Annotated in this window: 20 protein-coding genes; 5 read left to right on the plus strand and 15 right to left on the minus strand. The window is 65.4% G+C overall.

Going from position 1 to position 22,606, the window contains the following annotated elements; translation table 11 throughout:
- Positions 1-12 precede the first annotated feature (12 nt).
- The gene (locus QCE63_RS01900; RefSeq protein ID WP_309829988.1) at positions 13-1,680 is read right to left on the minus strand and encodes a Na+/H+ antiporter; all 1,668 of its coding nucleotides are present in this window, start codon (positions 1,678-1,680) and stop codon (positions 13-15) included.
- A gap of 387 nt (positions 1,681-2,067) precedes the next feature.
- Here QCE63_RS01900 and QCE63_RS01905 point away from each other — a divergent pair, with 387 nt between their 5' ends.
- On the plus strand, positions 2,068-3,387 hold the full coding sequence (locus tag QCE63_RS01905) for an EAL domain-containing protein (protein WP_309829990.1): 1,320 nt from the start codon (positions 2,068-2,070) through the stop codon (positions 3,385-3,387).
- Positions 3,388-3,414: 27 nt separating this feature from the next.
- On the opposite strand, the gene QCE63_RS01910 is transcribed toward QCE63_RS01905, so the two are convergent.
- On the minus strand, positions 3,415-6,993 hold the full coding sequence (locus tag QCE63_RS01910; protein ID WP_309829993.1) for an indolepyruvate ferredoxin oxidoreductase family protein: 3,579 nt from the start codon (positions 6,991-6,993) through the stop codon (positions 3,415-3,417).
- A gap of 247 nt (positions 6,994-7,240) precedes the next feature.
- Here QCE63_RS01910 and QCE63_RS01915 point away from each other — a divergent pair, with 247 nt between their 5' ends.
- Complete coding sequence (locus QCE63_RS01915) at positions 7,241-7,885, plus strand: glutathione S-transferase (RefSeq protein ID WP_309829995.1); 645 nt, start codon at positions 7,241-7,243, stop codon at positions 7,883-7,885.
- 36 nt (positions 7,886-7,921) lie between these two features.
- Here QCE63_RS01915 and QCE63_RS01920 read toward each other — a convergent pair whose 3' ends face one another.
- From QCE63_RS01920 to QCE63_RS01960, 9 genes are all read right to left on the minus strand, one after another.
- Entirely contained in the window at positions 7,922-8,167 is a 246-nt protein-coding gene (locus tag QCE63_RS01920; RefSeq protein ID WP_309829997.1) for a hypothetical protein, read from the minus strand.
- Between the two features lie 50 nt (positions 8,168-8,217).
- A complete protein-coding gene (locus tag QCE63_RS01925) occupies positions 8,218-8,439 on the minus strand; it encodes a hypothetical protein (RefSeq protein WP_309829999.1) in 222 nt (73 codons plus the stop codon).
- 77 nt (positions 8,440-8,516) lie between these two features.
- Positions 8,517-9,428 (minus strand): carbohydrate kinase, encoded by a 912-nt coding sequence (locus tag QCE63_RS01930; protein WP_309830001.1) that lies wholly within the window; start codon positions 9,426-9,428, stop codon positions 8,517-8,519.
- Positions 9,429-9,433: 5 nt separating this feature from the next.
- The gene (locus tag QCE63_RS01935; RefSeq protein WP_309830003.1) at positions 9,434-10,687 is read right to left on the minus strand and encodes an AGE family epimerase/isomerase; all 1,254 of its coding nucleotides are present in this window, start codon (positions 10,685-10,687) and stop codon (positions 9,434-9,436) included.
- Positions 10,684-11,739 carry a LacI family DNA-binding transcriptional regulator gene (locus tag QCE63_RS01940; RefSeq protein WP_309830005.1) on the minus strand — a complete coding sequence of 352 codons (1,056 nt, stop codon included), beginning with the start codon at positions 11,737-11,739 and terminating at the stop codon, positions 10,684-10,686. Before QCE63_RS01940 ends, QCE63_RS01935 begins: the two co-directional genes overlap by 4 nt.
- Positions 11,740-11,937: 198 nt before the next feature.
- Positions 11,938-12,549, minus strand: a complete 612-nt coding sequence (locus QCE63_RS01945) for a class I SAM-dependent methyltransferase (protein WP_309830008.1) — start codon at positions 12,547-12,549, stop codon at positions 11,938-11,940.
- Positions 12,546-13,349, minus strand: coding sequence for a PIG-L family deacetylase (locus tag QCE63_RS01950; RefSeq protein WP_309830011.1), 804 nt, complete (start codon positions 13,347-13,349; stop codon positions 12,546-12,548). Before QCE63_RS01950 ends, QCE63_RS01945 begins: the two co-directional genes overlap by 4 nt.
- Entirely contained in the window at positions 13,337-14,386 is a 1,050-nt protein-coding gene (locus QCE63_RS01955; protein ID WP_404990075.1) for an acyl-CoA dehydrogenase, read from the minus strand. Before QCE63_RS01955 ends, QCE63_RS01950 begins: the two co-directional genes overlap by 13 nt.
- A gap of 293 nt (positions 14,387-14,679) precedes the next feature.
- Entirely contained in the window at positions 14,680-15,699 is a 1,020-nt protein-coding gene (locus tag QCE63_RS01960) for a bile acid:sodium symporter family protein (protein ID WP_309830016.1), read from the minus strand.
- A 539-nt stretch (positions 15,700-16,238) separates the two neighbouring features.
- On the opposite strand from QCE63_RS01960, the gene QCE63_RS01965 reads away from it, so the two are divergent.
- Positions 16,239-16,583: a hypothetical protein gene (locus QCE63_RS01965; RefSeq protein WP_309830018.1), complete on the plus strand. Its 345-nt coding sequence runs from the start codon at positions 16,239-16,241 to the stop codon at positions 16,581-16,583.
- A 518-nt stretch (positions 16,584-17,101) separates the two neighbouring features.
- Entirely contained in the window at positions 17,102-18,211 is a 1,110-nt protein-coding gene (locus QCE63_RS01970) for a porin (RefSeq protein WP_309830020.1), read from the plus strand.
- 77 nt (positions 18,212-18,288) lie between these two features.
- On the opposite strand, the gene QCE63_RS01975 is transcribed toward QCE63_RS01970, so the two are convergent.
- On the minus strand, positions 18,289-19,245 hold the full coding sequence (locus tag QCE63_RS01975) for a nitronate monooxygenase family protein (protein ID WP_309830022.1): 957 nt from the start codon (positions 19,243-19,245) through the stop codon (positions 18,289-18,291).
- Between the two features lie 246 nt (positions 19,246-19,491).
- Between QCE63_RS01975 and QCE63_RS01980 the strand changes: the two genes are divergently transcribed.
- Complete coding sequence (locus QCE63_RS01980) at positions 19,492-20,382, plus strand: alpha/beta hydrolase (protein WP_309830024.1); 891 nt, start codon at positions 19,492-19,494, stop codon at positions 20,380-20,382.
- 203 nt (positions 20,383-20,585) lie between these two features.
- Here QCE63_RS01980 and QCE63_RS01985 read toward each other — a convergent pair whose 3' ends face one another.
- The 3 genes from QCE63_RS01985 to QCE63_RS01995 are packed head-to-tail and all read right to left on the minus strand — an operon-like array spanning position 20,586 to position 22,596.
- Positions 20,586-21,509 (minus strand): MBL fold metallo-hydrolase, encoded by a 924-nt coding sequence (locus tag QCE63_RS01985; protein WP_309830026.1) that lies wholly within the window; start codon positions 21,507-21,509, stop codon positions 20,586-20,588.
- Positions 21,506-22,102 (minus strand): DUF1289 domain-containing protein, encoded by a 597-nt coding sequence (locus tag QCE63_RS01990; protein ID WP_404990076.1) that lies wholly within the window; start codon positions 22,100-22,102, stop codon positions 21,506-21,508. Before QCE63_RS01990 ends, QCE63_RS01985 begins: the two co-directional genes overlap by 4 nt.
- The gene (locus tag QCE63_RS01995) at positions 22,099-22,596 is read right to left on the minus strand and encodes a YbaK/EbsC family protein (protein WP_309806979.1); all 498 of its coding nucleotides are present in this window, start codon (positions 22,594-22,596) and stop codon (positions 22,099-22,101) included. Before QCE63_RS01995 ends, QCE63_RS01990 begins: the two co-directional genes overlap by 4 nt.
- Between the last annotated feature and the right edge of the window lie 10 nt (positions 22,597-22,606).

The raw sequence follows: 22,606 nt of genomic DNA on the forward strand, positions 1-22,606 counted from the left end.
GGACCGGCAGTTCTACCCCGCCGTCCCCCGCTTCCGGTTCACAATGGCCGTTTCCGACAGATCCACTTCCCGCAGCAGCTTGTTCAAGGTCTCGTCGTTGATGTCCTGCGCGGCGCGCAGCCGGAGCAGCTCGGCCCGCTCCGCGCGCAGCGCCGCCATCTTCAGCTTTGTCTCCATCAGTTCGCTTTTCTTCGCGGCCACGCGCGGCGCTTCGTCTTCGCCGAGCGACTCCAGCCTGCGCCGGTACATGCCCATCACGCGGGCCGTGGAATCGGCGCAACGCGCGGATGCAGCGGCATCCATTTCCTCGACCATTTCGTCGTGACTTTCGTCGATGGCGTGAATCGCCGCCTGCGCCGCGCGGCGGCGCGCCATGCGTTCCTCCGCCGCGTGCGGATTACGCTCGCGCTCGATGCCGTTCAGCATGATCGGCAGTCCGACCACCGCGATCAGCAGCGACGCCAGAATCACCGCCGACGCAATGAAGATCGCCAGATCGCGCCCGGCGAGCGGTGTGCCGTTGTCGAGCGTCACCGGCAACGAGAGCACGCCTGCCAGCGTCACTGCGCCGCGCACGCCGCTGATGGTCGTCAGCGCGAGCGTCCGAAAACCCGGCTCGGCGCTTTCGAGTCCCTGCTTCGCCGTCCGGCGCGCCGCGAGCCAGCGCAGCGAATACACCCACACGAAGCGCAGCGCATACAGCGCGACCAGGGTGGCGAGCACATAACCGAGCAGCAAGCCGACCTGCGCATTGCCGTCGCGATGCGCCACGATCAGCGCCCGTCCGAGGATGTGCGGGAACTGCAGGCCGAGCAGGATGAAGACCATGCCGTTGAAGACGAACTCGATCATCGTCCACGTGCTGGTCATGCGCACCCGCACCGCGCTCGGGATGCTGGGGCGCAGGCTCTGGATGTTCATCACCATGCCCGCCGACACCGCTGCCAGGATGCCTGAGCAGCCCGCGCGCTCGGCGACGACATAGGCGGCGAACGGAATCAGGATGGTCAGGATGACGCCCGCGGCGGGGTCGTCGTCCTCGGAGAATTTGAGCAGGCGCGCGGGAATCTCGGTGACGGCCCAGCTGATCACGGCGCCGATCGACAGTCCGCCCGCCGCGATGATGAAGAAGCTGATGGTGGCGTCGCGCATCGAGAACACGCCGGTCAGCGCGGCCGCGATCGCGAATTTCAGCGCCACGAGGCCGGACGCGTCGTTCATCAGCGCCTCGCCTTCGAGGATGTTCATGAGGCCCGCCGGAATGCGCTTGCGTCCGGCAATGCCCGTCAGCGCGACGGCATCGGTCGGCGAGAGCACGGCGGCGAGCGCGAAGGCGACGGGCAGCGGCATCGACGGAATCATCGCGTGCAGAAAATAGCCAAGCACGCCGACGGTGAGGAACACGAGCCCGAGCGCGAGCATCAGGATCGCGCGCCGTTGCAGGTAGAGCTCGCGTTTCGGAATGCGCCAGCCGTCCGCGAACAGCAGCGGCGGGATAAACAGCAGCATGAACAACTCGGGGTCGAACGTGACGTGCAGCCCGAACTTCGGCCAGGCGAGACACGCGCCGATCGCGATCTGGATCAGCGGCAGCGGCAGCTTGACCGGCAGCAGGCTCAGGCCGAGGCCCGAGAGCGCCACGGCCAGCAGCAGGATGAGGACGGTAAAGACGATTTCCATATGTGCGCTACAGCACGACACCTGCGCCCGGCGGGCGCGCGCGGCGTCTAGCATTGTCTGGGATGAGCCGAAAGTTTAGCCCGTGCGTGCGCTGCAGGCAGCGACGGGGCTGCTTTGGCTTTTGCACCGATACGGTGCGTTTGCACGACAAATCGCCTGCCGGCGGTGCATTCTGGCGGCAAAAGCACGACGAAACCGGCCGCGCTCCGAGCATGGAGCTTGCTTTAACGAAAGCCACGGGACACCGAGACTCCCGACGAGATCATCGAGGGCTGTTCTTATGAAGACGTTACGGGACGGATCCGGCAAGGGTCCGGCGGCATCAACGACGCAAGGCACGCGCAGGTCGAGCGCGCTTCGCCGAACGCAGCAGGCGAGGGTATCGACATGGTGATCGCAAACCCCGAGAAGTCGACGATTTCCGCACGCAGTTTCGAACTGGGCGTGATGTCGGGTTTCAACCGCTATTCGGTCGAGCATGGCGACTGGACGCTCTCGAGCGTGTTCCAGCCGGTCTTCAGCCTGTCGCACATGCGCGCGGTCGGTTATGAAGGCTTGCTGCGCGCGCACGACGGCTTCGACCGGCCGGTGTCGCCGCTCGACGTGTTCGGCCAGGCATCGCGCGTCGGCGAGGCGCTGCAGATCGACCGGCTCGCGCAGGCCCTGCACCTCGAAAACTTCAAGATGCTCGGCGCCCAGACCGAGTGGCTGTTCCTCAACGTGCATCCCGGCGCGCTGACCGAGCCGTACCACGCCGCCGCGCTGATGGCGAACCTCAAGCGCCTGCACATCGAGCCGCGCCGGGTGGTGCTGGAAGTGCTGGAGCAGAGCGCGGAAGACATCGAGCGGCTCGCGCTCGCCGTGCAGCAGTTCCGTGAGCAGGGTTTCCTGATCGCGCTCGACGACTTCGGCGCCGGGCACACCAACATCGAGCGCATCTGGCAACTCGATCCGGATATCGTCAAGCTCGATCGAGTGATGCTGTCGCACGCGGGCCACAACGTGCATGCGCCACTGTCGCCGCGTTCGCTCAAGCAGCGGCAGAACATGGAAGCGGTGCTGTCGGGCATCGTGTCGCTGCTGCACGAGGCGGGCAAGCTCGTGTTGATCGAAGGCGTCGAGACGGAGCATGAAGCCCAACTCGCGCTCGCCAGCGGCGCGGACTTCGTGCAAGGCTTCTTCTTCGCGCGGCCGCATCCGGGACTCGCGGACGGCGCCCACGCGCAGACGGTGATCGGCGAGCTGACAGAACGCTACCGCTTGCAGACGGAAGCGCGGGAACGGCGCGTCGCCACGCGGCTGCAACCGTATATCCGCGCCTTCGAGCGCGCGGCCGAACGGCTTGCCGCGGGCGAACCGCTCGACGAAGTCTGCTGGAACTTTCTGGCGCTCGACAACGCCGCGCGGTGTTTCCTGCTCGACCAGAACGGCAAGCAGAGCGGCCGCAACGTCGTGCTGCGCGCGGACCGCGCGGCGCACGAGGCGCGCTTTCTGCCGCTGATCGACGCGCAAGGCGCCAACTGGCTGCGCCGCCCGTACTTCCGCGCGGCGCTCGGCGACCCGGAGCGGGTCCACGTGACGAATCCGTATCTGTCGATCAACGAGGCGATGCCGTGCGTCACGCTCTCGGTGGAGACGCGCTCCAGGGGGCGGCGCTGCGTGCTGTGCGGCGACATCGACTGGTTGCCCGACGATCTCGTCGATTGAACCCGCGCCTTACTTCGCTCATTTCGCTTACTTCGCCACCACGACCGGAATGCCCTTGAGCGACGTCGCGCCCTTCATCGTATCGAGCGCGGCGCGCACGGCGTCGCCCGTCGCCGCCTCGATGCCGATGCGCGCCGCCACGTCGCGCTCGCTGCGCTTGACCATCGCGACGTTGGCGAGCTTCACGTGACCATAGCCGCGCACGCGTTCGTACAGTGACGCAAGGGCTTGCACGTCCTTGGCATTCGCCGCGTCGAGCCGGGCCAGCGCGCGCGTCATGGTGATCTCGAAGTCGTCGGCCAGGCGGCGTTCCATGCGGCGTTCAAGCGTCCGGCCGAACACATCGAGCGGCGTGCCGCGCAGCATGCGCAGCTTCGCGAGGCCGCCGAAGACCGGCCACATCCACTGGCCGAACACTTTCTTCTTCGGCACGCCGCCATGCGCCGCGTGCGACAAAGTTGGCGGCGCGAGATTGAACTTGACGGTGTAGCTTTCGCCCGCCGTGCCTTCGAACTGCGCGGCCAGCGCGGCGCGGAACGACGGGTCCGCGTGCAGGCGCGCCACCTCGTACTCGTCCTTCACCGCGAGCAGCTTGTAGAACGCGATAGCGATGGCGCGTGCCAGCGCTTCGTTGCCCGCCGCCGCATTCACCAGCTTGCGGAAACGCGCAACGACTTTCGCGCCGCCGTAGGCGAGCAAGCGTTCTTCGCGATCGCGGACGAGTTCCGGCAGCGACATCTGTTCCATCGTCACGTGCGGCGCGCTCACCTGCGCGGTCAAGGCTTCGAGCGCCGTTGCGTCCGCGGCGGCCAGACGGCCGATGGCAAACGCCAGCTTGTTCGCGCCGACCGCGACATTGTTCAGTTCGAGGGCGCGCATCAGCGCCGCGAGCGAGAGCGGCACGAGGCCGAGTTGCCACGCGAAGCCCAGCATCAGGATATTCGCGCCGATGGTGTCGCCCAGGAAGCGCTGCGCCAGCGCCTGGGCATCGCAACTGCGCATGGCATCGTGCGCGCCGGGGCCGGCCGCGTGGCGCAGCTTGTCGAGCAGCGCGTCCGCGTGGAGACTGGCCTCGGGGTTCTGCACGAAGGTGGCATTCGGAATCGCGTGCGTGTTCACGACGAGCTTCGTGCGATCGTGCCGCACCGTCTGCAAGGCCTCCGGACTCGCGCCGACCACCAGGTCGCAGGCGAGCAGCAGGTCGGCCTGCTGGGTGTCGATGCGCACCTGGTTGAGTAGTGCATCGGTGGCGGCGAAGCGCACGAACGACAACACCGAGCCGCCCTTCTGCGCAAAGCCCATGAAGTCGAGCACCGACGCGCTCTTGCCTTCCAGATGCGCCGCCATGCTGATCAGCGCGCCGACCGTCACGACGCCCGTGCCGCCGACGCCCGTCACGAGGATGTCGTAGGGCGCGTCGTCGAGCCGGGTTGCGGGCGGCGGCAGCGCCTCGACGCGGCGCGCGAGTTCCGCCGGATCGAACGCGTGGCCTTCAGCCTTTTTCAGCTTCGCGCCTTCGAGCGTGACGAAGCTCGGACAGAAGCCATTCACGCACGAATAATCCTTGTTGCACGACGACTGGTCGATGCGGCGCTTGCGGCCCAGTTCCGTCTCGACCGGTTCCACCGACAAACAGTTCGACTGCACGCCGCAATCGCCGCAGCCTTCGCAGACGGCTTCGTTGATGAACAGGCGCTTGTCCGGGTCGGGAAATTCGCCTTTCTTGCGGCGGCGACGCTTTTCCGCCGCGCAGGTCTGGTCGTAGATCAGCACGGTCACGCCCGGCGTGTCGCGCAGGCGGCGCTGGACCTCGTCGAGCTGACCGCGATGATGGAAAGTCGTGCCGCGCGGAAACTGGTCCTCGTGACCCTGGTACTTCTCCGGTTCGTCGCTCACGACCACCAGCAGCGCAATGCCTTCCGCTTCCACCTGACGCGCGATCTGCGGCACGGAAATGCTGCCGTCGACCGGCTGGCCGCCGGTCATCGCGACGGCGTCGTTGTAGAGGATCTTGTAGGTGATGTTGGCCTTCGCTGCCACCGCCTGACGGATCGCGAGAATGCCCGAATGGAAGTAGGTGCCGTCGCCGAGATTCTGGAACACGTGCGGCGTTTTGGTGAACATCGAGTGCGACGCCCAGTCGACGCCTTCGCCGCCCATCTGGATCAGGCCGGTCGTGTCGCGCTCCATCCACGACGCCATGAAGTGACAGCCGATGCCCGCATGCGCAATTGATCCTTCCGGCACCTTCGTCGACGTGTTGTGCGGACAGCCCGAGCAGAAGTAGGGCGTGCGCTTCACGGCGTCGGCGACGTTCGAGAGAATCTGCGGCGCGACCAGATCGACCACCTTGTCGCGGCGATCCAGCGCGGGCTTGTGATGCGCGAGCCATTGCGCGAACACCGGCAGCACGCGCGACGGCCGCAGTTCGCCGAGCGCGCTCAGCAGCGCGGCGCCATCCCGCGCATGCTTGCCGATCACCACCGGACGCGCGCCGTCGGTGCGGTTGTACAGATGCTCCTTGATCTGCTGCTCGACGACCGGTCCCTTTTCCTCGATCACGAGCACTTCGCTCAGGCCGTCGACGAACTCTTCGAGGCGCGTCGTCTCCAGCGGATACGACAGCCCGACCTTGTAGATGCGCACGCCGGCGGCGTCGAGATCGGCGACGGTCAGGTCCAGGCGGCGCAGCGCTTCCATCAGGTCGAGATGCGCCTTCCCGCAGGTGACGATGCCCACGTTGGCGCGCGGACTCGCCGCGATCCACTTGTCGATGCTGTTCGTGCGCGCGAAGTGGCGCACTGCGTCGAGCTTGGCGGCGAGGCGCGCTTCGATCGTCAGGCTCGGCAGGTCCGGCCAGCGGTTGTGCAGGCCGCCGGCGGGCGGCGTGAAGTCGCCGGGCGCGGGCCAGTCGCGGTGGACGGCGTCGAGATCGACGGTCGAGCCGGATTCCACCGTCTCCGAAATCGCCTTGAAGCCGACCCACGCGCCCGAGAAGCGCGACAGCGCCCAGCCGTACAGGCCGAACTCCAGCATGTCCGCGACGTTCGACGGATTCACCACCGGCATGTGCCACGAGATCATCGTCTGGTCGCTCTGATGCGGCATCGACGACGACACGCAGCCGTGGTCGTCGCCCGCCACGACCAGCACGCCGCCATGCGGCGACGAGCCGTAGGCGTTGCCGTGCTTGAGGGCGTCGCCGGCGCGATCGACGCCCGGTCCCTTGCCGTACCACATTGCGAACACGCCATCGACGGTGCGTTCCGGGTCGGACTCCACGCGCTGCGTGCCGAGCACCGCGGTGCCGCCGAGTTCTTCGTTGATGGCGGGCAGAAAGCGCACATCGTGCGACGCGAGCAGTTTCTTCGCCTTCCACAATTGCTGGTCCACCATGCCGAGCGGCGAGCCGCGATAACCGCTGACGAAGCCGGCGGTGTTCAGGTTCGCTGCGCGGTCCTGTTCGCGCTGCATCAGCACGAGGCGCACGAGCGCCTGGGTGCCGGTCAGGAAGATGCGGCCATGCGTGGCGCTCAGGTTGTCGCCGAGCTGGTAATCCGACAGCGCGGGAGTCAGGCAGGCATCGGCGGGGACGCGAGCGTTCATGGAATCTCCGGTCTCGTTCTGGTATGTGGGGCAATGCGTCATTCTTTGCCGCCGAAAGCGGAATGTTTTTGCGCACTGTCCGGGATTCGGCTGGAATCGAGAAACAGACGGATCAATTGCGGCCGATGCGAGAGAAATCTTCTCGATCTGGATCGTGTGCGCGTTAACCCGGATCGTTCAGACCACGTGCCACAGAGTTTTGGGACTAACCTGAACGACACTGAAACCAGCGAAGAAGACGAGACCGATGAAGCTCTACTACTGGCCGAAGACGCGCGCCTTTCGCGCGCTGTGGATGCTCGAGGAAATGCGCGCGCCGTACGAACTCGAGTACGTGAACATTCGCGCGGGTGCGCAAAACGGCCCTGAGTTCAACCGCGTCAATCCGATGTCGAAACTGCCCGCGCTCGAGGACGGCGGCGTGCGCGTGGCGGAATCGGGTGCGGTGCTGCTGTATCTGGCGGATCGCTATCCGCAGAGCGGGCTGGGCGTGCCCGTCGACGATCCGGCGCGCGGCCGCTTCCTGCAATGGATGTTTTTCACCGGCTCCTGCCTGGAGCCCGCGATGGCCGAGCGCATGACCGGCGCGCCGGGCAACACCGTGAGTTTCGGCTGGGGCGATCTGGTGCGGGTCGAGCACGCGATCGAGAGCGCGCTGGAGGAGGGACCGTGGCTGCTCGGCGAACAGTTCACCGCCGCCGATGTGCTCGCGGCGAGCACGCTGCAGATTGCGCTGGTTGCGAAGCTGATTCCGCCGGAGGGCGTGCTGTTCGAGTATGTCGAGCGCTCACTGGCACGCGAGGGGCATGAGCGTGCGTCGGCGATCGATCGACGCGAGGCCGCGCGGCTCGCGCCCGCTTCGCAAGCGGGCGTGGCGCACGCGTCACGCTGAGCGGAGCGTCGTGCGTGTTCGCGCCGGGGCGAAAGATCAGGGAAAGGCGCGCGGTTTCGGAATGCCCGCGCCGGCTTCGATATCTGCCACGCCGCGTTGATGCGCAAGCTCGACGGCTTCGGCACGATCAACCAGCCCTTCGTCGCCGCCGACCGTCGTCCAGGCCTGCACGGCCTTGTCGTGGTGGCGGATTTCGTATTCCGCGTCCCAGCGCGAGCCTTGCAGCTCGACTGGCCTCACGTGGATCGCATAGACGCCGTATAGGAAGATCTGCTCCGGCATGGTGTCCTCCATTGCAGTCAGCAGGCGCAAGACCAAGCGCCGCCTGACCGCTACAGTTCGATTTCCCCGAGGATGCGGTGCGCGAGCGCGCGCGCTTCGTTGAGCGCTTCTTCTTCATTGCTGGAGGCGGCCTCCACTTCGTGGAGCGTCGCCTCGGTGTCCTCGCCGTCGTCGCGCGTGAGCGAAACGAGGCCCTGGAACTGACCGTCGTCGATGGCGCGCACGCCGATCTTCGCGGTGTAGATGCCTTTCGTGTAGGTGGTGTCTTCCATGGTGGATACGCCTCCGGGCAAGGACGAAACCATGCTAGCACGCAGCTATGTAACGCGTACGACGCCCGCCTGCTGCTTTATTTCAGCAGCGCTTCGACTTCGTCGAGCGTCGGCGAATGCGCGCCCGAATGACGGCAGGCCGCCGCACCCGCTGCGAGCGCGAACTTCAAATGCTCCGGCCAGTCGCCGTGGCGCGCCATCAGGCTGTAGAGCAATCCGCCGATGGACGCATCACCGGCCCCGACCGTATCCGCCACTTCCACGCTCGGCGGACGCGCGCTGAATTGCTCGTCTCCGGCGTAGAGCGTCGCCTGCGCGGAGCCGCGCGTGACGAGCACCGTGGCGTGCAGATTCATCGCGCGGATGGCGGCGAGGGCGTCCGGCTCGGACTTGTCCTTGAACAGCATGTGCAGGTCTTCGTCCGACACCTTGATGAGGTCCGCGAGGCCGGCCATGTTGCGCAGGATCGGCTCGTAACCGTGCTCCATCAGATTGCGGTAGTTCGGGTCGAAGCTGATCTTCACGCCGTGCTCGCGCAACTGCCGGGCAAGCGCCGCCAGCGTGGCGCCGAGCGGCTGACGCACGAGACTGATGCAGCCGAAATGCGCCCACTTCACCCGCTCCATCCAGCCTTGCGGCAGGCGCGACGGATCGAAGGCGAGATCGGCGCCGTTCTCGCCCATGAAGTAGTAGGTAGGCGGCTGCGTCTTGTGGACGATGGCCAAAAGCGGCGGCCGCTCGACGCGCTGCATGAAGCGCATGTCGAGGCCGGATGCGACGCTGGCGTCCCACAGGTCGTCAGAAAAGTTGTCCGTGCCGAGCGAGCCGGCGCAGGCGGTCGGCAGGCCGAGGCGCGCGACCGCGCGGGCCACGTTCCAGCCCGCGCCGCCCGGACGCGAGAGCCAGCTCGACACGTCCGTGCGGATCATGTCGGTGAGGATGTCGCCGGCGGAGACGAATTGCGGGAAGGGGCTGTGCTCGCTTGCCATCGATTTCACCGTGAATGTTGTGACGAGGCGAGCGCGTTCAGCACTTCGTAGCACGCGCCCATGGTGTGATAGTCAGTCTTGCCGGCGGGACTTTTTTCGTCGCCGTATTTGCGGTTGTCGCAGGTCAGGATGCGATACCACGCGCCGTATTCGTGATCGACGAAGTGCTGCCAGCTGTAGCGCCAGAGTTCGTCGTAGCAGTCCCAGAAACGCTCCCGGCCCGTGCGGGCGCCGAGCAGCGCCGCCGCCGCGAAGCTCTCCGCCTGGACCCAGAAATATTTGTCGTGGTCGCAGATCGTGTCGTCGGGACCGAAGCCGTAGTACAGGCCGCCGTGCCGGCTGTCCCACGCGCGGTTGAAACCGGCGTCGAACAGTTCGACCGCGCGCGGCGCGAGCCACGGCAGCGCGCGATGCCGCTCCAGGATCAGCAGCAGCTTCGCCCATTCGGTCTGATGACCGGGCTGGAAGCCCCACGGACGGAAGATGTTCGAACTGTCGGACTCGTTGTAGTGCCAGTCCACTGACCAGTCGGGCCTGAAGTGCTCCCACACGAGCCCGTTCGACAGTCGGGCCTGGCGCAGCGTGATGTTGCCCGCGATCTTTTCGGCCCGATCGAGGTAGACCACATGGCCGGTTGCCTCGTACGCGGCGAGCAGCGCCTCGGTCGCGTGCATATTGGCGTTCTGCCCGCGATAGTCCGAAAGACGCCAGTCGGGCGTGGCTTCGTCGGCGTACAGGCCGGCATCGGCGTCCCAGAAGCGTCGCTCCATCAGCGCGAAGGTTTCATCGATCATCGGCCGGGCTTCGTCGATGCCCGCCATCGCCGCGTGCGCGCACGCGAGCAGCACGAAGGCCATGCCGTAGCAGTGTCGCGTGCCGTCGAGGGTGCGTTTCTGGCCGTCGTGCCACTCGATTTCCCAGTCGTAGCCTTCCAGCGCTGCGTCCCAGTGCGCCGCGCGCAGGAAGCCGAACGCGTGCCGCGCGTCATCCTGATAGCGCGCGTCGCCGAATTGCCGGTACGCCATTGCGTAGTTGAAGACGAAACGCGTGCTGCTGACGAGGTGGCGCGTCGTGTGGTTGTAGACGCTGCCGTCGTCCTTGAAGAAGTGGAAGAAGCCGCCGGACGGGTCGCGGGCGTGGGGCGCGTAGAACGCGAGGGTGTCGCGCACGTGCGCGAGCAGGAAGTCGTGGCTGCGAAAGTCGATCGCGCGTTCTGCCGGCGCTGCTTCCGCGAAGGCGGGTGAGGCAGTCATGTTCATGGCGTGCTGATGTCCTGGTTCGCGTGCTGTCTTGATGCCGGTTTCCCCTGAGGGCCCGCGCCGGAGCTCGCGCGCGGGATGAAGTCGACTGCGACGAGCGTATCGGCCTGATTCGGCGGCCCGGACGTGTCCTCCAGCAGCAGTTCGACGCCGCGGCGTCCGAGCGCTTCCTTGTCGATGGCGACAGTCGAGAGCGGCGGTGTGCTCTGCGCGGCGGCGGGAATGTCGTCGAAACCCACGAACGCGATGTCTTCCGGCACGCGCAAGCCATGAGCGACGCAGACACGCATCGCCGCGAGGGCCGCTGCATCGTTATAGGCGAAAACAGCGTCGGGCAGCGGCGCGGATTGCGCGCGCGCGTCGGCGATCAGGCGTTCCATGGCGTCGGCGGCGGCGAGATCCGCCGGCAGGCCGGGCTGGGTCATGATTTCCAGCATCGGATCGAACAGGAGACCCGCGTCGAAATAAGCCTTGCGATACCCCAGCGCGCGCTGCGCGATGCTGTGATGCGCGAGCGAGCCGCCGATGAACGCGATGCGCCGCCGTCCGGACGCGAACAGATGCTGCATTGCGAGCGCTGCGCCCCGCGCGTTGTCGATATTGACGGAGCGGAAACCCGGCGCGCGCAGGTCGATGAGCACGGTCGGGCGCGCAAGGGCGTGCAGATGCGCGAGCAATTCCGGCTCGACGAAACCCGCGACCGCAATGGCGTCGGGCGCATGGAGCCGCATTTGTTGCGCGAGATCCTGGGTTGGACCGGCGGTGAGCACGGACGGCACCAGCCGACGGTCGCGGCAAGCTTCCTCGAAGCCGTTCAGCACGTGCGAGAAAAACGGACTGACGGCGAAGTTGTTGTGCTGCCGATGCAGCAGGAAGGTCACGCGACGGATGCGTGTGCGCAGTTGTGCGGAGTCGTAGCCCAGTTGCTGCGCCACTTCGACGACGCGCACGCGCGTGGCCTCGGACAGCCCGGGTTGATTCTTGAGCGCGCGCGATACGGTGCCGATCGAGACGCTGGCGGCGCGTGCGACATCGCGAATGGTGGTGGCCATCGTAGTGTTCCTGTCTCCGCTATTGCCGGCGCGCTTGGTGTGTGCGGTGTTTATCGCGACTGCCGGGTTATTCTGGTCTTGGCGATTGTATAGTAAAAATCGCGGCAAAAAACCCGAATCAAGCTAGGAGAAAACCAGTATCACCCTGATGTATAAGCGATTCCTTGCGGTTTTTTTGTTTAGTAAAACCGCAAAACATTACGCCAGGCCTTCGCGCTCATGGACGGATCGCGTGTCGCGGGTCCACACGTCGAGCACCAGGTCGTCATCCTGATAGCGGCAAAGATGCGGCAGGTTCAGGCGGCCGCGCAGCATGGCGTGTATGGCGTCGCCATTGCGCGGCCAGCCCGCGATGTCCTTGCGCCAGTGACACGCGACGACCGCCCCGGAAGCGGAGAGGCGTTCGTGCAGGAAGTCGGCGACGCGCAGCAGTTGCGGTTCGTCGAGGTAATAGCCGATCTCGCTCATCACGACGAGATCCACGGTGCCGGAAGGCCAGACGTCCGGCCATTGCATCTGCTCGACTTTCACGTTCAGCGCGCTTGAAACGCGCCGGCGCGTGAGTGACACGGCGTGTTCCGCGATGTCGGCGGCAAGGAGTTCGCTGCAGCGTGATGCGAGCAGCGCGGTCAGTTCGCCGTTGCCGCAGCCTGGCTCAAAGGCGCGCGCGTAATACGCTTCGGGCAGCGCCGCGAGCGTGAGCGCCCGCTTGCGGCGTTCGTACCAGCGCTGTCTGATTTCCCAGGGGTCGTCGCTGTCCTGATACAGGCTGTCGAAGTGCTGCTTGCGCTCTTGACCGGGCGCGCTCATATGAGTACGACCTCGAAAGGCCGTGTCAGCCTCGCCAGCACATGATCCGGCAAGACCGGTGTGCGGCCCGTGGTTGCGTCGGGCTCGATCTGGCTGCGGAACGCCTGCACGGCCCGCAGCTTCCGCGCATGGGTGGCTTCGTCGAGCACGATCCGGCGCGCCCGGCTCCAGGGCACGCGCGTATCGTCGGGCGACGCCCAGTGCCAGGTCCACAGCGGCACCTCGACACAGGGAAGATCAAGTGCGCCGGCAGCCGCATGCACGGCGCGCCCAGCGGCTTCGTGATCGGGATGGCCGTCGTTGCGCCAGGTCGTAAACACCACATCCCCGGGTTGCAGGAGCCGCGACAGGCGCTCTTCCAAAACCGGTTCGAACTGCCTGGCCCCGCCGTCCTGCAGTCCGAGCCGGACGACCTGCACCTGGCGCAGATGCAGACGCTGCAACGCGTCCTTGGTTTCTTGCGGGCGTTCCCGTGCGAGCCGTTCGGCGGGCCAACCGTGGGAATCGGGATGGCTGGCGGTGCCGTCGGTTACGGCGACGATGAGGATGCTCCGGCTGAGCTGCGACAACCGCGCAAGCAGGCCGCCGGTGCCGAGCACCTCGTCGTCCGGATGAGGCGCAACGACGACCGCGCGCGCGCCAAACGGCACGAGCTCCGCTGGATCGACCTCCGGTAGCGCACTGAGGCGCGCCCAGCCTTGCCATGCGGCTTCGGGCGTGCCGTCGCCGACAATGGCGCGGTCATGGTCGCTGGTGTCGTGTTCGGGTTCGGCTGGCGCTCTCGTGGTCACACTTGCCATGAAGTCTCTTCCTCCTCGATGACGCATTCAGCGAGCGCGGCTTCGTCGCGCTCGGCGTGGCTTTGTCGAATGAATACCGGCAGATCTGCCATCAGCTGCGCGAAGTGCGGGTCGCGGCATAGCGGCCCGGCGCCCAGCGCACGTCCGGCGCGCTCGATGACGCACGCCGCCGCGCCTTCCGCTGCGAGACGAGCGCGCATCGCATGTGCCATGGCGTGCGCGTGCGGCTCGCGATCGATGAACGTCGCGGTCTCGCGCAGCAGGGCGGCTGTTGCGCTGAGCGTGGTATCGATTGCGCCGAGATGCGCGAGCTTGTAGGGCGCGGGGCGCTTGCGCACGTCGCGCGCGACGAACTGCGCGATGGCGGCCGCAGCGCTGAACCAGCATGCGGCGATGCCCGCGCCGCCCTGCCAGAAACCGGGGCGTTCCAGATAGGCGCGCGCGCCACCGATGCATCGTGCCGGCACGCGCTCGAAGCGCACTTCGACGCTCGCGCTGGCCCGCATGCCGACAGCGCTCCAGCCGGAGCCGGTGACCTTCACGCCGGGATGATCCAGTGCGACGGCGGCGAGTATTGGCTCGCCCCCTTCGTTCCAGGCGGTCACGAGCGCGTGCGTGACGGATGCCGCGCCCGAGCACCAGGCCTTCGTGCCTTGCAGCAGCACGGATCCGTTGCTCGCGTCGCCGAGGGCGGTGAGCCGCGCATCCGGCGGTTCAGCTGCCCACACGGCCCAGGCATTGCCAGCTTCGGGCTCGCGCTCATCGAGCTCGGCGAGGATGGCGACGGCATCGGTGTGGCCTTCGTACAGCTTGACGACCGAGAGGTCGAAGCCGGCGACCGCGCCGAGCGCGCGCCAACGCGCAGCGGTTTCGCCATGACCGGGCAGCGGCGGGCGGTCCAGCCGCGCATTGATCAGCGCGCGCAGTGCCCCGCCCGTTGCCTCGGCGCTGCCGCGTTCAAACGCCAGCGTGGCAAGAAACGCTTGCAAGGCGCCGGCCTCTGCGCGAGGCGTGCTGACTGTCTCTGCCCGATTCATTGCTTCCGCCTTGGCTGGTTCGGCGCGAGTGCTATTCGCATGATGTCCTCACGGTTCCTGCTGCGTGTCTTGAACAGAAGTGTGGCAAGGGACATGCCCGGCCGCCATTCCGCCGGAAGACATAGGCAAAAGCGCCGGACGTCAGTCAGCGGAGTTTCGTGAATGCTTGAGTGAAAGCCGATGTTCCGGCCTATGCCATCCAGCCGAATCGACAGCGACGCGCAGCCGGCGTCAAATGACACAAAGGCCGCGCGGAGCGGCCTTCGTCAGGGAGGAAGCGGGCAGGAAAAAGGTCAGCGGCGTGCGGGCGCTCCGGCGCTCTCGCTTTTGCGCACCGGTTCAGCAGCGGTCTTGCGTGCGCCCCAGCGTTGCGCGAGCACGGCGCAGACCATCAACTGGATCTGGTGGAACAACATCAACGGTAGGACTACCGCGCCTACGGCGTGCGAAGCGAAGATCACTTTGGCCATCGGAATGCCCGAGGCAAGGCTCTTCTTCGACCCGCAGAAAATGATGGTGATCTGATCTGCGCGGCTGAAGCCCAGACGCTTCGCCGTGAATGCGGTGATAAAGAGCGCTGCGGCCAGCAGCAGGATGTTCACGGCCACGAGGCCCGCGAGCGTGCCCAGGGAAATGGAATGCCAGATACCTTCGTTCACGGCCTCGCTGAAGGCAACGTAGACGACCAGCAGGATCGAGCCCTGATCCACGAACTTGAGGATGGCGCGATGCGCGTCCACCCATCTGCCGATCGCCGGGCGCAGCAATTGTCCCGCGATAAAAGGCACCAGCAGTTGCAGCGTGATATTGCCGACGGTGTGCCATGGCGAGCCGGTTGTCGCGCCGTGATTGCTCACCACGAGCCCGACGAGCGCCGGGGTGATGAAAATGCCGAGCAGGCTCGAGGCGGACGCGCTGCAGACGGCGGCCGGCACGTTGCCCTTGGCCATCGAAGTGAAGGCAATGGACGACTGCACCGTGGAGGGCAAGGTGCACAGGAACAGGATGCCGGTATAGAGCGCGGGCGTGACGAGGGGCATCAGCACCGGTTTGAGCACGAGACCGAGCAAGGGAAACAGCGCGAAAGTGCTGAGCAGGACAACGAGGTGGAGTCGCCAGTGCGTGGCACCCGCCACAATGGCTTCGCGCGAGAGCTTTGCGCCGTGCAGGAAGAACAGCAATCCAATGGCGACGTTGGTGATCCAGTTGAAGGCAACGGCTGCGCTGCCGCGGCACGGCAGGAGGCTGGCGAGAATGGCGGTGCCGACGAGCGCCAGCGTGAAGTTGTCGGGAAGGAGTTTGGGCCGTGCCATTCAGAATTCTCGCGCAAAGGGAAGCCGGTCGTCTGTGCGTCGCGGTTCCAGCGTCGTATTAGTGAAAACCATGATTCTCGCCCGGAGAAGATTGAATTGGCAAATTCATTTCCTGGAACCATTGATGCGTCTGGCGCATGGGGGCGGCCAATTCCCATTGCTCGAAGCTGGCCCAATGCGTGTGTGCCCGATCTTTATGCAACGCCGAATATCGAGCATTTTTCCTCACATGATTAAGCGTCCAAAACGGCCGGTCGGAAGGAAAAACTCTGACGTAACATGGTGTTACAACCATCGAGCGGACATAACACTTTTTGGCTCGACTGCCGCCGCGGCGCCCAATAAATTGTTGAATACACCGGTTTGCACGTCATGCCCATCCGTTTCAACGGCATGGACTGGCTACTCCGACCAAAGCCGGTGATTCGCTGAATGGGCAGATCAAGGCGCAAGCATCGAGCCACGAATCACCTGTTTGCGAACGAGGATATCGGTCGGATCTAGGCAGTTTCGACATGACGCTCACAGGCTTTCGCACTATGACCCGGCTTTTTGCAACCGCTGCGCTCGGCGCACTCGCGGTGGCGGGTTCGCTTGCGTTGGCGGGGCCGCGTGTCGAATGGCTGTCGCCCGCGGTGTTCGACGATTCCGCCGCGAGCAGGCAATCGCTGCGTTACACGCCGGTATCGTCGAAAGACGGCCTGACGCCCGTCAGCGCCGAAGTGCGTACGGTGCCGCAGGTAGATCAAGCGGCTCCGCTGCGCGGCGCCGGATCCATCCGCGCCGACATCACGCGCTACAACGAAGAACGCAGCCTGCCGCGTCCGCCGGGGCGTCCGTCTGATGCCGGCCGCGCCCCCGTCAACGGCAATTTCCGCAACTGATCGTTTGAAGCACCATCGCGCGCCCTGAAGCGGCGGCCGTCACGTGCGTTCGTCCGGCAGGCGGAACGACAAAAAAATTTCTCCGTCCAGTTCCGCTGTCACATTGACGCAATCTCGCCACAGTTAAGCGTCCGCTTTCTCATAAATATTTCCCTCCTTTATCCGCGCAAGGACAATGCGCCCTGCGTGGATGAATGTCGCGTTCCAGTACTTCGCCAAGCTTTCGTTCCTTCGATCAGGCGCGCCCGTGCTGGCCGCGCGCGCCGACATGATCCGCGCGCCCTGCGCGCGCGGGCGATGCGTCCTGCATGCGTCCCGGGCGCGCGCGGCACGAAGTATCCGAATCGCTATACCCGCAATAACCAAAAACATTTTTGACCGGAAAAATGGTCCGTAAAGATGGTGCCGCTCCACACGCGCTGCCTCTCTCGCCCATTCACCGTCAACCGGTCAGACGAGGCGAGTGCAACGTTCCTCGCCCGCCAAGCATTCAATTTTCGACAAAGACAGGAGAGTTCATGAAGCCAACCGTCAACCGTGCGCCGAAGACTACGGTGAAGACAACGGTCAAGGCCACAGTCGTCGCCGCAGCGATGCTCGGCATGTTCACGGCGGGATCCGCACAAGCGCAGTCGAGTGTTTCGCTCTACGGCCAGGTCGACGAATGGGTCGGCGCCACGAAGTTTCCGGGCAGCGATCGCGCATGGAACGTGAGCGGCGGCGGCATGTCGACGTCGTACTGGGGCATGAAGGGCGCTGAGGATCTGGGCGGCGGCTACAAGGCCATCTTCACGTTGGAAAGCTTCTTCCGCGCGCAAAACGGTCAGTACGGCCGCTTCCAGGGCGACACCTTCTTCGCGCGCAACTCCTACGTCGGCATTCAAGGCCCGATCGGCACGTTCACGGCGGGCCGCCTGACCACGCAACTTTTCGTCTCGACGATCCTGTTCAATCCGTTCGTCGATTCGTATGTGTTCTCGCCGATGGTCTATCACGTGTTCCTCGGCCAGGGCACGTTCCCGACCTACACGACGGACCAGGGCGTCACGGGCGATTCGGGCTGGAACAACGCGGTGCAGTACACGTCGCCTGACTTCAACGGCTTGTCGGGCAGCGTGATGTACGCGTTTGGCAACAATGCCGGCGATGGCCGCTCCAAGAAGTACAGCGCGCAGTTCCTGTATTTCCACGGCCCGTTCGCGGCAACCGGCGTCTACCAGTACGTCAACTTCAACAACACGCCGGGCGACCTGCCGACCTCCAATGCCTTCACGATCCCCGGCTTCAAGAGCCAGAGCGTGGCGCAACTGGGCGCGTCGTTCGACATGAAGTTCGTCAAGTTCTTCGCCCAGTACATGTACACGAAGAACGACATCGACGTCGGCACCTTCCACGTCAACACGGGACAAGGCGGCGTGACCGTGCCGCTCGGCCCGGGCACGGTGATGGCGTCCTACGCGTACTCGCGCAGCAACGGCGGCCTCGACCAGACGCACAAGAGCTGGGCGCTCGGCTACGACTATCCGCTTTCGAAGCGCACCGACGTCTACGCGGCCTACCTGAACGACAAGTACACCGGCATCTCGTCGGGCGATACGTTCGGCGTCGGCATTCGCGCGAAGTTCTGACGCGCGTCTTTCGTCTCGTCAAATGCAAGACACCGCGCCTCGTGCGCGGTGTTTTGCATTTCAGCAACCGATCGAACTCAGCCGATCGCCAGACGCGCTTTCGCGTCGTCGTATTCGTGCTTCAGACGAGCGACCAGTTCCGCGACGCTCGGCACGTCGCTCATCAGCCCGACACCCTGTCCCGCACCCCAGATGTCCTTCCACGCCTTCGCCTTGGGATCGGCGAAATTCATCGCGGTCTTGTCGGAGACGGGTAGCGCGTCGGGATCCAGTCCCGCGTTGACGATGCTTTCGCGAATGTAGTTGCCGTGTACGCCAGTGAAAAGATTCGTGTAGATGATGTCGGAGGCGCTCGCCTCGACGATCGCGCGCTTGCAGCTTTCCTGCGCATGCGCCTCTTGCGTGGCGATGAAGCGCGTGCCCATGTACGCGAGATCGGCGCCCATGGCCTGCGCCGCCAGAATCGAGCCGCCGTTGGCAATGGCACCCGACAACACGATGGGACCGTCGAACATGCGCCGCACTTCGCCGACGAGCGCAAAGGGAGAAGTCGTGCCCGCGTGTCCGCCCGCGCCGGCCGCGACGAGGATCAGTCCATCGACGCCTGCCTCGAGCGCCTTCTGCGCGTGTCTGAGGTTAATGACGTCATGCAGCACGATGCCGCCATACGAGTGCACAGCGTCAATCATTTCCTTGACCGGCGCGCGCAGGCTGGTGATGAAGATCGGCACCTTATGCTCGACGCACACGCGCACGTCCTGTTCGAGCCGCGCATTCGACTGGTGAACGATCTGGTTCACCGCAACGGGTCCGATGACCGCAGCGGGATTCGCGGCCTTGTACTCCGCGAGCGACGCCTGGATCTGGGTGAGCCATTCGTCGAGCATTTCGGCGGGGCGGGCATTGAGCGCCGGAAACGAACCGACGATGCCTGCCTTGCACTGCGCCAGCACCAGCTCCGGATAACTGACGATGAACATGGGAGAACCGACGACCGGCAAAGCAAGGTGCTGCAGGATGGCGGGCAGGGCCATGGCACGAGTCTCCTGAATGGGGCGCGAGCGGCGTTGAGTGATTTTACGAGCACAGATCACGTTGCGGCACATGCGATCACGCACCGCAACGTGCTGCGAACGGTCGTTCGATTGTAAATGAAGCAGGCGGCGTGACCACTCGGGGGGTCCCGAAGAAGTCCTCGGTTTTGGGGTTTCATGGCGCGGCCGCCATCAGCCACCGAACCCCCGCGCCTACAATGCTTCGCAACGCCACGAACCCACACCATGTCTTTCGCAGGCTACGAACCGTTCCGCGTTGCTGCAGGAGACGTCGATATCGTCGGAATGAAGGGCGGCGACGGACCTCCGCTGCTGCTGTTGCACGGACATCCGCAAACCCACGAGATCTGGCATCGATGTGCCAACCAACTGGCCCGCCATTTCACGGTGATCGCCACCGATCTGCGCGGTTACGGCGCGTCGGGCAAGCCGCCGAGCGACGCGCGGCACACGCCCTATTCGAAGCGCGCGATGGCCGCCGATCAGGTCGCGGTGATGCGCCATTTCGGCTTCGACCGTTTCCTGGTGTGCGCGCACGATCGCGGCGCGCGTGTCGCGCATCGCATGGCCATGGATTTCCCCGACTCGGTGGACCGTCTGATGCTGCTGGACATCGCGCCGACGCTCGCCATGTATGAAGCCACCGATCGCGCCTTCGCGACCGCCTACTTCCACTGGTTTTTTCTGATCCAGCCGTCGCCGTTGCCTGAACTGCTGATCGAAGGCAATCCCAACGCCTATATCGATCGCGTGATGGGCAATCGTCACGCTGGCCTTGCGCCGTTCGCGCCGCATGCGCTGCAGGCGTATCGCGACGCGCTGGCATCGCCGGGCGCGATCTTCGGCATGTGCGAGGACTATCGTGCATCGGCGGGCATCGATCTCGAACACGATCGCGCCGATCTCGAGCGCGGCTTGAAGATTGGCTGTCCGTTGCGCGTGCTGTGGGGACAGGAAGGCGTGATCGCGCAATGCTTCGATGCGCTTGCCGAATGGCGGCGCGTGGCGCGCGACGTGAGCGGCCGCGCATTGCCGTGCGGGCACTATATCCCCGAGGAACAGCCGGACGCGTTGCTCGCGGAGATGCTTGCGTTCTTCGCTACCGAATCCGCCTGACACGCGCACCGGCACCTTGTCTTACGCGAGGTCAGGTAAGCGCAAAAATTCTGTAGGGAAAGCACCGATGCACGTGCAAATGTGTCGCGCTACGATACGCTGGACGTTGATCACGTCCCTATGATTCCGCCGCTTGCCGTAGCTGACAAGCGGCTTTCTTTTTGAGCGCGTGGTCCTGGCAGTGCGCCTGGCAGTGCGCCTTTTCAGGCCGCCGACACACGCTCGCCGCTCACCCTCACTGCACCGCCGCGCGCCAGTTCCCCGACGATCTTCTCAATCAGCGCCCGCTGGTGCGCGGCAGGCGCGAGGGCTTCAGCGGCGGCGCGCATCGCGCGGGCCTGCGCGGTCATCGAGACGATGGCGTCGAGCGTCATCGTGCGGACCTCCATCAGCCGGAAGACAATCAGCACCTTGAGCGCGTTCTTCGCGTTGCGGGCCGGATCGGCTTGCAGGTAATCGAGTCGCGACACGGCGGTGTCGAGCGCGCGCGCCACCTCGGTGAACGGCGCGCCGTGGCCCGGAATCACGACATCGATATCGAGCGTGGCGATCAGATCGAGCACCGCGCGCGCTTCTGCAAAACCGCTCTCGCCTTCCAGTTCCGGAAAAATCACCCCAAAGCCGTTTTCCCACAACGCGTCGGCGCTGATCAGCACGCGCATCTCCGGGCAATACAGCATCAGCGAATGCGGATCGTGACCCGGCGCGCCGAGCACGCTCCATTCGAAGCCGCCGAGCGCTAGCGTCGCGCCTTGCGCAAGCGTGGCGCTCAGGGCAAAGCGCTCGCAGTGCTGCCCGGTGGCGCGAAAGGACAGCGCCTCTTCGTCCCAGGCGCGCACGGCCTGCGCGTCGCCGGCGGGCACCAGCGTGTCGCACGCATAGGTTCGTTGCAGCAGCGCGTTACCGCCGCAGTGATCGGAATGGAGATGCGTGTTGACGATCAGGTCGAGCGGAAGCACGCCCAGCGCCTGCTGCACCAGCGCGAGCGTCTGCGACGCATGCGCGGCATAGCCGGTATCGATGATGGCCGTGCCTTCGGCGCTCGCGAACAGCACGTTGTTCGACGAGAGCCAGCCCCGTTCGAACACTTTCATGGATTCACGCAGCGGCTGCGGCAATGGGTTCATGTCGCGCGCTCCAGCGGCATCACGACGATGGTCGCGGTCGCTTCGATGACCGTCTCGCCGAACTGGTTGCGCGCGCCGCCTTCGAGCTTCACCAGGTCGCCGTTGAGGCTGGCTTTCCATTTCGCCTCGACGACCTGCCAGCGCATCGTCAGCGTGTCGTTCGCTTTCACCGCGCGCTTGAGGCGGATGCCGAACTCGAGTCCGAGCGGCTGCGCGAAAGTCGAGAAATGCGCGGCGATCAACGCCAGCAGATGCGCGGTCGGCTGCGTGCCCGACGCGATCAGCGAGCCGAAGCGGCTGGCGCGCGCGTAGGTATCGTCGTGATGCAGCGGATTCGTGTCGTTGACGAGTGTGGCGAAATGACGGATCGAGTCCGGCTGCAGCGTGAGCGCCGCTTCGAACGATGCGCCGATCGTCACCACGCGCGCCCCCCGGCGACGACTCTCCACGCGCGCCAGTACCGCCTGTTTTTCGCTGTCGCCGCCCGACGCCCACGCGGCGATTTCGTCGATCGTGCGCAGGCAGCCTTCGCAGAAACCCGTTTCCGGGTCCATGCGGCAGACGTCGACGCACGGCGACGCCACCGCGCTCATGATTCCGCGGTTTCGCGCAGGGCGACGTCGGCCACCGGCGCGCCGGTCAGCTCGATCAGTTCTTGCGGCGACAGATTGAACACGGCATGCGGATGGCCGGCAGCGGCCCACAGGCTGTCGAGCGCGAGCAGGTCGGCGTCGATCAGCGTGACCGGCTCGACCGCATGGCCGATCGGACAGACGCCGCCGATCGCGTAGCCCGTCTTCTCGCGCACGAACTTCGCGTCGGCGCGCGCCAGTTCGCCGACGCGCGCGGCCACCTTCGCTTCATCCACGCGATTCGCGCCGCTCGCGATCACCAGCACGGGCGCATCGTCCTTGCGCCGGCGAAAGAGAATCGACTTGGCGATCTGCGCGACCGAGCAGCCGAGTCCGGCCGCCGCTTCCGCCGAGGTCTTGCCGGTCTCGGGCAGCATCACGACATCATGCGGATGGCCGCGTTCCTTGAGTAACAGCGCGACCCGGCGCGCGGATTCAGGCAATTGATCGATCATTGAGGTTTTC

Source organism: Caballeronia sp. LZ065 (genome assembly GCF_031450975.1).
GTDB lineage: Bacteria > Pseudomonadota > Gammaproteobacteria > Burkholderiales > Burkholderiaceae > Caballeronia.